Source organism: Ectopseudomonas composti (assembly GCF_900115475.1).
Lineage (GTDB): Bacteria > Pseudomonadota > Gammaproteobacteria > Pseudomonadales > Pseudomonadaceae > Aquipseudomonas > Aquipseudomonas composti.
In genome coordinates, this window is sequence record NZ_FOWP01000002.1 from 461,732 (window position 1) to 475,374 (window position 13,643).

Annotated in this window: 10 protein-coding genes; all 10 read left to right on the forward strand. The window is 56.7% G+C overall.

What is annotated here, in order from left to right; translation table 11 throughout:
- Positions 1–3: 3 nt before the first annotated feature.
- The 10 genes from BM059_RS05680 (at position 4) to BM059_RS05725 (ending at position 13,579) form a co-directional block, all read left to right on the forward strand.
- Positions 4–1,809 carry a thiamine pyrophosphate-binding protein gene (locus BM059_RS05680; protein ID WP_074937329.1) on the forward strand — a complete coding sequence of 602 codons (1,806 nt, stop codon included), beginning with the start codon at positions 4–6 and terminating at the stop codon, positions 1,807–1,809.
- Positions 1,806–2,561, forward strand: coding sequence for a TylF/MycF/NovP-related O-methyltransferase (locus BM059_RS05685; RefSeq protein WP_037002911.1), 756 nt, complete (start codon positions 1,806–1,808; stop codon positions 2,559–2,561). Before BM059_RS05680 ends, BM059_RS05685 begins: the two co-directional genes overlap by 4 nt.
- The gene (locus BM059_RS05690; protein WP_074937332.1) at positions 2,561–3,643 is read left to right on the forward strand and encodes an FkbM family methyltransferase; all 1,083 of its coding nucleotides are present in this window, start codon (positions 2,561–2,563) and stop codon (positions 3,641–3,643) included. Before BM059_RS05685 ends, BM059_RS05690 begins: the two co-directional genes overlap by 1 nt.
- On the forward strand, positions 3,640–4,950 hold the full coding sequence (locus BM059_RS05695) for an FkbM family methyltransferase (RefSeq protein WP_083413235.1): 1,311 nt from the start codon (positions 3,640–3,642) through the stop codon (positions 4,948–4,950). The genes BM059_RS05690 and BM059_RS05695 overlap by 4 nt, the downstream gene beginning before the upstream one ends.
- Positions 4,951–4,995: 45 nt before the next feature.
- On the forward strand, positions 4,996–5,673 hold the full coding sequence (locus BM059_RS05700) for a class I SAM-dependent methyltransferase (protein ID WP_037002909.1): 678 nt from the start codon (positions 4,996–4,998) through the stop codon (positions 5,671–5,673).
- Positions 5,674–5,685: 12 nt separating this feature from the next.
- A complete protein-coding gene (locus tag BM059_RS05705) occupies positions 5,686–6,609 on the forward strand; it encodes a LicD family protein (protein WP_074937335.1) in 924 nt (307 codons plus the stop codon).
- 9 nt (positions 6,610–6,618) lie between these two features.
- Positions 6,619–7,695: an NAD-dependent epimerase/dehydratase family protein gene (locus BM059_RS05710; protein WP_244154384.1), complete on the forward strand. Its 1,077-nt coding sequence runs from the start codon at positions 6,619–6,621 to the stop codon at positions 7,693–7,695.
- 128 nt (positions 7,696–7,823) lie between these two features.
- Positions 7,824–11,381, forward strand: a complete 3,558-nt coding sequence (locus BM059_RS05715; RefSeq protein ID WP_083413236.1) for a glycosyltransferase — start codon at positions 7,824–7,826, stop codon at positions 11,379–11,381.
- A 248-nt stretch (positions 11,382–11,629) separates the two neighbouring features.
- Positions 11,630–13,114: a flagellin gene (locus tag BM059_RS05720; protein ID WP_074937337.1), complete on the forward strand. Its 1,485-nt coding sequence runs from the start codon at positions 11,630–11,632 to the stop codon at positions 13,112–13,114.
- A 72-nt stretch (positions 13,115–13,186) separates the two neighbouring features.
- Complete coding sequence (locus BM059_RS05725) at positions 13,187–13,579, forward strand: flagellar protein FlaG (RefSeq protein WP_074937339.1); 393 nt, start codon at positions 13,187–13,189, stop codon at positions 13,577–13,579.
- Positions 13,580–13,643: the final 64 nt, after the last annotated feature.

A 13,643-nucleotide genomic window follows, 5' to 3' on the forward strand; every position in this document is an offset into this window, starting at 1 on the left:
GATATGACTCAGACTATCCGTGTAGCTGATTACATCATGGAGCGCCTGGCGCGCTTGCAGGTGAAACAGGTCTATTTCCTGCCAGGCGGTGGCGCCATGCACCTCAATGACGCGCTGGGACGCCACCCCGAACTGGAGCCAGTGTTGTGCCTGCATGAGCAGGCGGCCGCCATCGCCGCCGAAGCCGCTGGCAAGCTCACCGGTGGGCCCGCTGCCTGTATGACCACCTGTGGTCCGGGAGCGACCAATACCGTGACTGCGGTGCTCGGTGCCTGGCTGGATTCCACCCCTGTGTTCTTCGTCTCCGGCCAGGTCAAAAGTGCCGATCTCAAAGCCGGTACCGGCCTGCGCATGTTGGGTGTGCAAGAGGCCGATATCGTCTCGATCGTCCAGCCGATCACCAAGGGGGCCATCACCTTGACCGATCCGCAAGCGGTTGCGGAGGTCTTCGACCAGCTCGAACACGCTGCGCTCAGCGGGCGTCGTGGGCCAGTGTGGCTGGACGTGCCGTTGGACGTGCAGGCTGCCCAGGTCGATCCCGCCACTCTACGTCGGGCAAAACCGCCAGTAACGATCGAACAACCGGATGTCAGCGCGGCTGTGGAGCAAACCGTGAGACTGCTGCGTGAGGCCAAGCGACCGGGGATCATTGCCGGTAGCGGCATCCGCATGGCCGGCGCTGTTGACGCGTTCCACCAGATGATCGCGGCCGCGGGCGTGCCGGTCATGCCAACCTGGCTGGCCATGGATATCATCGATGATGAGCATCCGCTCTATGCTGGACGCCCTGGTTCGATTGCGCCGCGTTGGGCCAACTTCGCCCTGCAGAACTGCGATTTGCTGATCGTTCTCGGCTCGCGTCTGGACATGGCACTGACGGCATACAATCACGCGCATTTTGCTCCGTATGCGAAGAAGGTGGTGGTGGACATCGATCCGGCGGAAATCGCCAAGTTGCAGATGCCTATCGAGGTATCGGTAGTCTCCGACGTCAAACCCTTTATCGAAGCGCTGGCGTTGCAGTCATCCCGTGGGCGCCTGCCGTCTTACGCCGACTGGCTGACGCGTATCGGCGAGTGGCGCAGACAGTACCCGCTTCTGCAGGAGGAGCACGCCGACGACAGCCAAGGTGTCAGCATGTACTACTTCACTGACCAGCTTTCCTCGCTGCTCAACGAGGGGGATGTGATCGCGCCGGGTAGTTCGGGATTCGCTTCCGAGTTGTTCTTGCTCAACTTACGGCTGAAGAAGGGCCAACGTTGCTTCCATAATCGCGGTACCGGTTCGATGGGGTTCGGGATTCCGTCGGCGATTGGTGCGTGCCTGGCATCCGGGCGTCGGCCGACCGTATGTGTCGAGGGTGACGGTGGTCTGCAGTTGAACGTTCAGGAGTTGGCGACGCTCGCTGCGCAGCGGCTGCCGGTCAAATGCTTCGTCATCAACAACCAGGGTTATGCTTCGATTCGTACTTCGCAAAACACGCACTTCAAGCTACTGGTCGGGGCCGACTCCACGAGCGGCCTGCAGTTGCCGGATCTGGCGCAACTGGCCGGTGCCTATGGAGTGGGGTATGCACGCATTGATTCGCACGCCGATCTGCAGGCTCGTCTACAGGCGGTGCTGGACATCGATGGGCCTGTAATCTGTGAGGTACTGGTGCAGGTCGAAGAGCCGCGGGTGCCACGTGTCATGACCCGTATCGATGAAAACGGCAAGCCTGTAACCGGCGCTCTGGAGGACTTGTATCCCTTCCTCCCGCGTGAGGAACTGGCAGAACAAATGGCGGTTTCCGCCGAGTGTGCCGAATGACTGGCTGGATCAAGCGGCGCTTGACCGGCTTGTGCTATGGCTATCTGCGTAGCCAGGAAGATTGGGCGCATCCGCAGGCGCAGGAGCTTCGTCACTCACGGGTGCTACCTTATGCCAGTTACGCTCCCTGGGTGGGCAATGCCGACTTCCTGGATGTATATGAGCGGGTTCGTGAGCATACCCTCGTGGACATCTATCGCCTCTACGAACTTTGGCAATTGGCTCGCCAGATGGATCATCTGGAGGGTGCATTCCTTGAGGTAGGGGTATGGCGGGGCGGGTCGGGTTGCTTGCTCGGACTTGCGAGTCGGCGCCCGGGGCGCCGCCTGTTTCTGGCCGATACTTTTGCCGGCGTCGTGAAGGTCGGTGAGCGTGATACCCGATATAAGGGGGGCGAGCATGCCGATACGACTGTCGATGAAGTCAGGGCATTGCTGTCACGGAATGGTCTGAATGAGGCGCAGGTGCTTGTGGGGATGTTCCCGGAGCAGAACGCCGAACAGGTGGATGAGCGCATCGCGCTCTTGCATATCGATGTGGATGTCTACGAGTCGGCTCTCGGTGTCCTGACCTGGGCGCTGCCACGACTGGTCATGGGGGCTGTGGTCATTTTCGACGACTATGGCTTTCATGGATGTGAAGGCGTAACGCGCTTGGTCAATGAGTTCGTCTTGGACAATCCGCAGTTCCGCTTCTTTCATAACCTCAACGGTCATGGCGTGCTGGTTCATATCCCAAGAGGTAGTGCCTGATGGTCAATCTTGGCTCTGAGTACGTTCTTGTCTATGGTGCCCGGTTGGCGGGTCAACAGGTTCAGGCGTATCTGGCACGCATGGGGGTCAAGCTGAGTGCTTTCCTGGATCGCGACAGGACACTGCGGAGTGTAGGCGACGTTCCTGTTCACTCGTGCGAGGACTGGGCCCTGCACCATGATCCGGCCAAGGCCTGCGTGATCATCGGGCTGTTCAACAATCATGTGAACGTCGGGGCCATAGTCGATCAGCTTGAGGCGCTCGGCTACGGGGAGATCGTAAGCCTCGTCGAGTTCGTGCGAGATCACCCTGAGGATCAGCCATTTCGCTATTGGCTTGTCGAACCCTCTTTCTATGAGCAGCACGCGGACCGTATAGCGAACCTGAGGCGTCACTTAGCTGATGAACGAAGCCGAGCCTTGCTTGATCGGATTGTCGAGTTTCGCACTGACGGTGACTATCGTTGCCTGCCAGAGCCGGATACGCGCCAGTATCATCCCGATGATCTGCCGATGTGGCCTCAGCCGCTGCGGTTCATTGACTGTGGTGCCTACGTCGGAGATACGATCCAGGAAATGAGCGAGTCTGGATTGCGATTCGACGCAATAGCGACCTTCGAACCCAATCTCGACCATTACCGAGTGCTTGTGCAGACACTCTCTGGCAGGCAGGCGAGCCATTTTCCCTGCGGCGTATCCGATAGCAACCGTTTGGCAGGCTTCGACAGCTCTCTTGGGGCTGGTGGTCACCTATCGGAGCAGGGGGGCGAACCCGTTTTTTGCGTGCGCCTGGATGATGCCTTACCTGGCTTCGCCCCCAATCTGATCAAGATGGATATCGAGGGCGAGGAGCCGGCAGCGCTGCGAGGAGCCGAGGGGTTGCTGCGTGCCTTTCGCCCAGGCCTCGCGGTCAGTGTCTACCATCGTGCGGAGCACCTTTGGAGTGTATTCGAACAATTGCACGCGCTGGATCTGGGCTATCGCTTCTACCTGCGTTGCCATGCCTACAGTTCGTTCGATACCGTGCTTTACGCCGTGCCGGACATTGCTGTCGTTCCCCAGCCCCCTATAGGTGACGTATGAGCGGTTATCCATCAGCGGAGCATCTGGCTGGACATGAGCTGGTGGCTGGCTCCAGTTATAAGTTGCCAATCATGCTGCCTGACGCCGAAACCTGCGAGGTCTGCTTCCGTTTCGACCCTCATGGAACTATCGACCCAGAGCAGGGGCTGCTCCTACGTGACGGCGCACGTCTCACGGTGCTGCGTCAGATCGCACGCTACCCGGCGATGTTGCGTTTATTGCAGGGCGCTGCGATACCCTGTGACTATTCCGTGCTGGAGCGACAGGTTGGCGACGAGGTCTACATTTTTGGCGCTCATCAGGTGGGTGTGCTGTTGGCTCGCCTGTTCCAGGCACGCGGTGGTCGCGTTCGCGCTTTCCTGGATAACGACGAGCGCAAGCACGGCGCGATCATTGAAGGTATTCCCGTGCAGGGCTTCGACCGTTCGACCATGGCGCCAGGTGCACTCGTGGTCTTGGGAAGTGGGCGTTACAGCGAGACGATTCGCGTTGATCTTGCGACCAAGGGCTGGATCAACGTGATGACCATGCAGGCATTTCTGGCTGCGATCGATGCGCCTTATATCACCGAGGACAGTTTTCGGAACTATCACTCGGTGCTGTTCAATCAGGCCTCTGCATTTGTGAGTGCTTTCCTCTGCCTGGAGGACGAGCGCTCGCGCGAAGTGTATGACGGACTTATTCGTATGCGTCTTGAGTTGGACAACGCGGCCGCCTCAATCCGATCCGATTTCCGACTCGAGTACATCGAGCCCGACTTTATCGAAGCACAGGACATCCGTTTCTATGTCGATGCCGGTGCCTACGATGGCGACACGCTCGCGCGGTTGGAGTCACGCTTGGGGGCAGCGCAGAATGCTTATTTGTTTGAGCCAGAGCAGCGCGCTTTCGAGGCTTGCCAGCGCAGGTTTGCTGATCGCAAGACGGTCAAAGTGTTGCAGGCGGCGATGAGTGAAACGCCGTGCTGGATTCCGGCACCACGCGCCAACAGTTGTGACGTACTCGGGCAACTGGCTGCCGGCGATGTGCAGCCCATGGCGGATGTCGCGGGTTTGCCGTTGGACGAGGTGGCGGTGGGTGCCGTCAGCCTCATCAAGCTCGATATCGAGGGTGCCGAGGGCTCTGCACTGCGCGGCGCACGTCAGGTGCTCCTGCGTGAGCGACCCAAACTCTGCGTGTGTGCCTATCATCGCAGCGACGATCTGTGGCGGCTGATCGATACGGTATTGGCTCTACGGGGCGATTATCGGGTGGGTGTTCGACACTACTCGGACATCATCGACGACACCACGCTGTATTTTTATTGAGATGCTGTCGCCATGAGTACACGACAGCCTAGCCAAGGACTAACCATGGATTCCTCCGTGTCGTATCGAGAGCACCCGAGCTACTGGAACGACTTCTACCAGCGAGGTCATGCTGCTGCGCCGCGCCTGCCGTCGCAGTTTGCTGCGTTTGCGCTGGGCGAGATGTTGACCCCGGACTCGCCTATGGGGCAGATCGATGGTGTCATCGAGTTTGGTTGCGGAAACGGACGCGACAGCCAGTTGTTCGCAGCCCATGGCCTATCTGTCTTGGGTCTTGATGAGTCGATCGAGGCGATTGGGCTCTGCAGGGTGGCAGGTCTTCCCGCCCATGCCCGTTTTGAGTGTTGTGCAGCACGTCAGGCTCGGGAGGCTGTAGAGGTATTTGCTGAGCAGCACAGCCGTGTAGCCGTGTATGCGAGGTTTTTCCTGCACGCGATCAGCGAAGAAGACGAGCACAGCCTTCTGGCGTTATTGCAAGCTACCTTGCCGGAAGGTGCACCACTTTTTCTCGAGTACCGCACGACCGCTGATGCGGATCAACACAAGATATTCGGAGAAAGTCACTACAGGCGTTACCTCGATCATCGGGCAACTCTGGCCCGGATTGCCGCCGCTGGCTTCGCCACTGTCTATGAGATTGAAGGGCGGGGGTTCGCCAAGTACCGTGAAGAAGATGCCCTGGTAGGTCGCTGTATCGCGATTCGTAACGCCTCGTTAGCCTAGTGGAGAGCGCCCATGCAGGAACTGAAAGGTAAGAAACTGGTGCTCTTCGGGGCGGGACGCAGCGGTGAAATCTTCGCTGAAAATGCCAAGGGGCTTGAGGTTCTGGCCTTCGCGGACAATGACGTCAAGAAGCAAGGGCAGCAGCTAATGGGCTTCCCAATCATTGCCCCGGAGCGAATCGCCGAGTCCGGTTGTGAGGTCATCGTCGTTACGACCGTCTGCCCAACCCAGCGTATCGTTGAGCAACTGATCTCTTTAGGCTTGGGCGACATTCCTCTGATTACCCCCGACAAGGCAGTGCTCAAGGGGACCCAGAACCATCCCTTCAGCCATCCGCTGACCAAACAGATCGCGCGTGAACTGATCGTTGCCCTTGATGAACTGGCAAGTCGTGCCGGTGTGGATCTTTACCTGGATTACGGAACCTTGCTCGGAGCATTTCGCGAGCAGGACTTCATCGCATGGGATGATGATATCGACATGTCGGTCAAGGACGAGCAGTTGGATGCGCTGCTTGTGCTTGTCCAGAAGGACAAGAGATGGCTGCCGCAGTATCCCGGCGTCGAATGGTCCGTCCAGGTGGTGACGGCAGGAACTCACCGGCTAGGCGTCTTGATCGCGTTCGATAATGCGCCGGGGGAGCGCTGTGTACTGCCGCTGGAGTTGGCGGTGACGAACCGGGTGGTGCGCGATGGCCAATCGGTGATGTCGGGTAAGATGCTTGAGTTCTTTTGTCCCGCGTCATTCTTCGACGGCCATGACACGGTTGAGTTCTTTGGTCGTCGCTTCAAAACCCCAGTCAATCCCACCGGCTATCTGGACTTCATTTACGGCGATTGGCGAAAGCCCAAGCAAAACATGTCGTTCAGTGAGTATCAGGGCATTCGGGAAGTGCCTCAGGATCAGGTCGAGGAAATCAATTATCAAAAGCTGTAGGTGTTCCCCGTGACGCATGATCAGCTCTATGAGATGGGGAAAGCCGGTATGGACTATCAGGGCACTTGTTCGGATTCATCGGCCATTTTCTCTGTGGATAATCTGCCCATACTTCAATCGCTGACTGACGCACTTGAAGGACGTCATCTTCTGGTGACCGGAGGAACTGGTTTCTTTGGGCGTTGGCTGTTGGCGCTTTTCCAGACCCTGCAATCGAGAGGGACTAAGTTCGAGGTCACTGTCGTCTCACGTGACCCTGAACGCTTTCTCATGCACTGGCCAACGTTTCGCGGCTGTCGCTGGTTGCACTGGGTTGCCAACGATGTGCGCCTTATTCCCTCCAGTCTGTCCATCGATCTGGTTGTGCATGCAGCCGCAGATACCTCGGCAGTTGGCCAGCGTGACTCCCTCGAGTTGTTCGATATCATTACCGAGGGTGCACGGCGCGTTTGTAAACTGGCGGTAGAGTGCGGTGCTCGGCGTGTCCTGCTGATCGGCTCCGGTGCTCAGTACGGTTTGATACCTGCCGGCCTCCCGGTGACGGAGGACTTTCTGGGGGGGTGTGACAGCACTTATGCCGGTAACGCTTATGCGGAAGCTAAACGTGCCCAAGAGGTTATAGGCTCGATTTATGCAAAAGACTATGGCCTCGACGTAATTATGGCGCGCTGTTTTGCATTCTCTGGGCCTGGCTTACCGCTGGATGGGCATTTTGCGATCGGCAACTTTGTGCGAGATGCCCTTTATGCTGATGCCATCGTGCTGAACTCCAGTGGTCAGGCAATGCGTAGTTATCTGCACGGTGCTGATCTGGCTGGTTGGTTGCTTACCTTGCTGTTGCATGGAGAAAGTGGTCAGGCTTACAACGTCGGTTCAGATCATGCGATCAGCATTGCCGATCTAGCCCATCTTGTCGCTGCCAGAATCGCTCCATACAAGCCTGTTTGCATTCTTGGGCAGGCTAATACGTCTGAACGGTCGTTCTATGTGCCCGATATCAGCCGCGCCCGAGGGCTGGGGCTTGATGTGTGGACAACACTCAATGCCTCTATAGATAGCATGGCTCATTGGGGGCGGGGCTTCTAGAGCCTTAAGGCTGGTTTTTATAATGCTCATATGCTGATAGTGAAATCACAGCGAGCTTTATAGGGTGTGCGGGCGCAATTGGTGATTGATTTTTTTTATCGTCATAGCAGTACTTGGGAGTGAAGGCGATGCGCAAACTATTTTCCAGACGGCCCCATCCTTATTATATTTATTCATACGATTATCGACGCAACTCGGCAGGGGTTCGGGTTTTACACATGCTGTGTGATGCTTTGAATCGATCAGGGCAAGAAGCATATGTGGTTGCCAGGAATATCTCGCCGAAGCTGATTACCCCAATGCTGAGCGATGAGGTGATTGAATATCACAAGGCTCAGGGGATAAAACCCGTTATGGTTTATCCGGAGGTTATCGACGGTAATCCCCTGAATGGTGAGACGGTAGTTCGTTATCTTCTGAATAAGCCGGGATTTCTTAAGGGGACTGGTGAGTATGAAGAAAGCGATTTGTTGTTTGCATTTAAAGAAGCCCTACTACAACCAGGTATGCCTCTTGATCATGTGCTGTATTTGCCAGCAATAGACTTGGAGGTTTTTAAGCTCTCTGACGATCCTAGTAAGCGTGAGCCGGGTCTAGTATGTTTCTACCAAGGGCGAGAAGGGGCTGCTCATATTGATCAGGCTTTGCTGCCTGAGGGCGCCATCGAGATCACACCAAACTTTCCCGCTACTTGGGAGGAGCTCGCAGATATTTTTCAGCGCTGTGAGTATTTCTATTGTGGGGAAGCTTCGGCCTTGGCGGGTGAGGCTGTTTTATGTGGCTGTTTGACCGTCATCATGGCTAGCCAGCATGCGCCTGGTACAGTGGGGCATCTCCAGAATAGCGGTTTTGGTGTTGCTAAAGATCTCAGCATAGAGGAGTTGGCACAGGCCCGTGCCAGCATGCCTAAGTTGAGAGAGTATCAGCTTCGCAAGCAAGAGGAATTCTGGCTTGCGCTGGATCGTTTTATCGAGATAACCCAGAGGGTCGCTGCCGAGAATCAGGTTCGTCCTGGCCGATATGAGTTGAATCGCTGGCTCGCTAAACGTTTACCAACATCAGTACAGAACCGTTTGATAGGTGATTACCTGCAACAGCATGCTGGCGGGCCTTTGATCGGACTTCTGATTCTCGATCTGTCTGGCAGTAGTAAGAAACTTGCAGCGACTATTGCAAGCCTGCGGCTGGAAAAGAACCTTTATGCCACTGTGAATATTGTCGTGTTGTCGGTAAATGACGTGCCGGCTACTTCAGCTCAGGGTAAGTTGCATTTCATAAAGATCGATGCGCATGAGTACGTGGCAAGACTCAATCAGGTGGTAGAGCAGAGCAGCTTTGATTGGATCATGCTGGTCAACGCAGGAGATGAGTTCACGCCGGCTGGCCTGATGATGCTGGCTTTGGAGCTGGTTGCTGCACCGGACTGCCGGGCGGTTTATGGCGATGAATTGCAGCGTTTGCCGAATGGCGATTTGGGGGGGGCGTTCCGACCGGCTTTCAATTTGGACATGCTGCTCGCATTCCCGACGGGCATGGCCAGCCATTGGTTGATCCGACGTGATGCGTTTCTAGAGCTTGGTGGTTTCGACCCGGAGTTTGGCGATGCACTGGTGTTCGAACTGCTAGTGCGCCTGATCGAGAAGGAAGGGGGGCAGGGTATCGGTCATATCGATGAGCCGTTATTGATAACTGACGCCCCTATATTGCGGGATAATTCTCAGGAACGTTTGGTCATTGAACGACATCTGGCGTGGCGTGGGTACCAGGGGACTGTATCTGCCAAGTTGCCTGGGCGTTACCGAATTAATTATGGTCATCAAGCGCAGCCACTGGTTTCCATCATTATTCCTACCAAGGATCAACTGCCGATACTCACGCGCTGCGTTGAAAGTTTGTTGGAGAAAACCCGCTATCAGCACTACGAAGTGTTGATCGTTGATAACAATAGTGAAACTCCTGAGGCCTGCGACTGGCTGGCGCAAATAGAGAGCCTTGGGGCGGATAAGGTGAGAGTGCTGCGTTATCCGCATCCATTCAATTTTTCGGCGATCAACAATGCAGCGGCTGCTCAGGCCAGGGGCGAATATCTGGTGTTGTTGAACAACGATACTGCGATCATTCAGGAGGACTGGTTGGACGCGCTGCTCAATCATGCGCAGCGTCCAGAGGTTGGCATAGTCGGCTCCAAGTTGCTTTATCCCGATGGCAGTATTCAGCACGCGGGAGTGATACTGGGGCTGCGTGGTCCGGCAGACCACCCTTTCCTTGGCGAACCTATAGATGCTCCGGGGTATATGCAGCGTTTGCAGGTCGACCAGGGCTACAGTGCGGTTACAGCAGCCTGCCTGATGATTCGCAAATCGATCTACGATCAGTTGGGGGGGATGGATGAGGAGGTCTTTAAGGTTTCTTACAACGATGTAGACCTGTGCCTGAAAGTTCGCGAGGCCGGTTATCTGATTGTATGGACCCCTTATTCGATCGTCATGCATGAAGGGAGTGTGAGCCAGACCCATGTCGATACAGCCGCTCATGCCATGAAGCGCAAGCGCTTCATGGCAGAGCAAGATGCGATGTATGAGAGGTGGTTATCCGTGCTGGCGAATGACCCTGCCTATAACCGTAACCTTGCTTTGAACGGTAAGGGGTTCGAACTGGAGACGGACAGCAATCTGACCTGGCGACCATTGACCTGGCGTCCTTTGCCAACGGTCTTGGCCCATCCGGCCGATCCATGGGGTTGTGGTAATTACCGTGTGATTCGTCCTTTCGAAGCTCTAAGGCGCGAAGGGCTGGTCGATGGAATGATGTCTGATGGACTACTTCAGGTTGTTGATCTGGCTCGCTATGACCCTGACGTAGTGATTTTGCAACGGCAAATCGGCGATGAGCGTCAGGAGGCCATGCGACGTATCAAGGCCTTCTCGCGGGCGTTCAAGGTATACGAATTGGATGACTATCTACCCAACCTGCCATTGAAAAGCCTCCACCGTGAACATATGCCGAAAGACATTCTCAAGTCGTTGAGGCAGGGGCTGCGTTTTGTAGACCGCTTCGTTGTTTCCACGCAGCCGCTGGCGGAAGCCTTTGTAGGGCTGCATGAGGACATCCGTGTGGTCGAGAACCGCTTGCCGGTGGAGTGGTGGAAAGGACTGTCCAGCCGACGTAGGAGAGGCCGAAAACCTCGGGTCGGCTGGGCCGGTGGGGTCAGCCATACCGGCGACCTGGATCTGATCGTCGATGTCGTCCGCGAGTTGGCGGGAGAGGTCGAGTGGGTATTCATGGGCATGTGTCCGGATGCGATCCGGCCCTTCATTAATGAGTTTCACGGCGGTGTCGATATCGAGAGCTACCCGGCTGCTCTGGCGAGCCTGGATCTCGATCTGGCGCTTGCACCGGTAGAGCAGAACCTGTTCAACGAATGTAAAAGCAATCTGCGTCTGTTGGAGTATGGTGCCTGCGGCTTTCCAGTGATCTGTAGTGATCTGGTGTGCTATCGCGGTGACCTTCCTGTGACGCGGGTGAAAAACCGCTTTCGCGATTGGGTCGACGCCATCCGCATGCACATCAGCGATCTGGATGCGACCGCCCAGGCCGGTGATCGTCTACGTGAAGCCGTTTATCGTGACTGGATGCTCGAAGGCGAGAACCTGGAGCGCTGGCGCAGGGCGTGGATGCCGGACTGATTGGGATGAAAAGTCCGCCGGGTGCTGCAATGGCGCTCGACGGATTTCAGTCAAAGCCCTCTGCTTAGCCGATGTGCTTGGTTAAGTGCCTGACAGCAAAGAATAAAAAAAACCTGAAAATTCCCTCTAAAGCTCCTTAGGCAAGCGCCGATAAAGAGATCGAATGCGAACTCTCTGGGCGTCTGAGCATGCAGGCCCGAGCTCGCAAGCTCAGACAAACGGTTCTAAGGTCATCTGGAGGCAATACCATGGCCCTTACAGTCAACACTAACGTTGCGTCCCTCAACACTCAGCGTAACCTGAACACCTCGTCCAAAGGCCTGGATACTTCCCTCCAGCGCCTGTCTACTGGCTACCGCATCAATAGCGCCAAAGACGATGCTGCTGGCCTGCAGATCGCCAACCGCCTGACTAGCCAGATCACTGGCCTGGGCGTAGCGACCCGTAACGCCAATGACGGTATCTCCCTGGCGCAAACCGCTGAAGGTGCCCTGCAGCAGTCCACTGGTATCCTGCAGCGTATGCGTGACTTGGCCCTGCAATCGGCCAACGGTTCCAACGGCGCCATCGAGCGTTCCGCCCTTCAGGGTGAAGTTGCTCAGTTGCAACAAGAGCTGAACCGTATCTCTGATACCACCAGCTTCGGCGGTCGCAAGATTCTCGACGGCAGCTTCGGTTCGCAGAGCTTCCAGGTGGGCGCCAACGCCTACGAAACCATCAGCGTTTCCATCGGTTCCGCTGCCACTGATCGTATCGGTATCAACCGCGTCACCACTTCCGGTGGGGCAGCTCAGGCCATCGCTTCCGGTGCCGCGTTCAGCGCCACCTCGGGCAGCGCCTACGCCAGTTCTTCGTTCAACATCAACTCCAAGCTTTCCGACGGCGATGTCGCGATCTCTGGTGCGGCCAGTGGTTCTGCCAGTGAAGTGGCACGTGCAGTCAACGCGAAGAGCGACGAGACCGGTGTGACGGCCAACGCTCGTACCGTCGCAACGCTCGGTGGTATCACTACCTCGGGTACCGTGTCGTTCAACCTGTCCGGCGTCACCAGTAAGTCCAAGGACACTGACGCGGCAACCGTCTCGGCTGTGGTGACCGATCTGACCGACCTTTCCTCGCTGGCTGACGCCATCAACCGTGAAACTGGCAAAACCGGTATCTCGGCTGTTTCCAAAGGCGACACCATCGAGCTGGTCAGCTCGCGGGGTGATGCCATCCAGATCACCAACTACGCTGGTTCGGGTGGTGCGACTCTGCAGGCCAAGAGCTTCGATGGCGAAGACGATGTGGGGGCTGTGGCTACCATCGCCACTGGTGGCGGCGCTCGCGCCGACGGCCAGGTGCAACTCGAGGCAGCCGATGCCTTCCAGGTTACCGGGATGACTGGCGGTCTGGGGTCTGACGGCTTCAGTGAGCTGGATGCGGTGAACACCATCGACATCAGTACGGCGACAGGGGCGCAGAGTGCTCTGGGTATCATCAACGGTGCGATCTCCAACATCGACAGCCAGCGTGCTCAGCTCGGTGCCGTGCAGAACCGCTTCGAGAACACCATCTCGAACCTGCAGAACATCGCTGAGAACTCCTCCGCTGCTCGTAGCCGGATTCGTGACACTGACTTCGCTGCCGAAACCTCGGAACTGACCAAGAATCAGATCCTGCAGCAAGCCGGTACCGCGATCCTGGCTCAGGCCAACCAGTTGCCGCAGGCCGTACTCAGCCTGCTGGGCTAAGGTCAAAGGCGCTAGACTACGGGGGGAAGGGCCTGGCTCTTCTCCCCGTTACCTCATTCTGAGGAGAAATTTATGGACGTCAGCTCAATTAAGCCCCAGGTCAATTCCACGGTTGTCCGCGATGGTGGCGTCTCCAATGCTGCCGAGACTCGGCAGAAACAAGGCCTATCGACTGTCTCAGCGGTTTCGAATCCCGACGAGCAGGCAGTTGCCCGAGCGGTCATACCTGCTCAGGAAGTCAGTCGTGAACAGGTCGAAGATGCGGTAGCTACCATTCAGGAATTCGTGCAGTCGGTTCGTCGCAGCATCAATTTTGCAGTCGATGACGGCTCTGGGCGTGTAGTTGTCAAGGTGACGGATGCTGGATCGGGCGATGTGATTCGCCAGATTCCGTCGGAGGAAGCGTTGAAGTTGGCAGAGAATCTGTCAGAAGTGCGCAGCCTTTTGTTCAAGGCCGAGGCATAACGAAACGTCTTGGCATGAGTTTTGACTGATACCCTTCAATCGACAGGGTGCAGTCGAATTTTTG

Coding starts and splice junctions, on each gene's coding strand:
- BM059_RS05685 (WP_037002911.1), top strand. CDS start 1,806: ATGACTGGCTGGATCAAGCGGCGCTTGACCGGCTTGTGCTATGGCTAT.
- BM059_RS05715 (WP_083413236.1), top strand. CDS start 7,824: ATGCGCAAACTATTTTCCAGACGGCCCCATCCTTATTATATTTATTCA.
- BM059_RS05720 (WP_074937337.1), top strand. CDS start 11,630: ATGGCCCTTACAGTCAACACTAACGTTGCGTCCCTCAACACTCAGCGT.
- BM059_RS05695 (WP_083413235.1), top strand. CDS start 3,640: ATGAGCGGTTATCCATCAGCGGAGCATCTGGCTGGACATGAGCTGGTG.
- BM059_RS05705 (WP_074937335.1), top strand. CDS start 5,686: ATGCAGGAACTGAAAGGTAAGAAACTGGTGCTCTTCGGGGCGGGACGC.
- BM059_RS05700 (WP_037002909.1), top strand. CDS start 4,996: ATGGATTCCTCCGTGTCGTATCGAGAGCACCCGAGCTACTGGAACGAC.
- BM059_RS05680 (WP_074937329.1), top strand. CDS start 4: ATGACTCAGACTATCCGTGTAGCTGATTACATCATGGAGCGCCTGGCG.
- BM059_RS05690 (WP_074937332.1), top strand. CDS start 2,561: ATGGTCAATCTTGGCTCTGAGTACGTTCTTGTCTATGGTGCCCGGTTG.
- BM059_RS05725 (WP_074937339.1), top strand. CDS start 13,187: ATGGACGTCAGCTCAATTAAGCCCCAGGTCAATTCCACGGTTGTCCGC.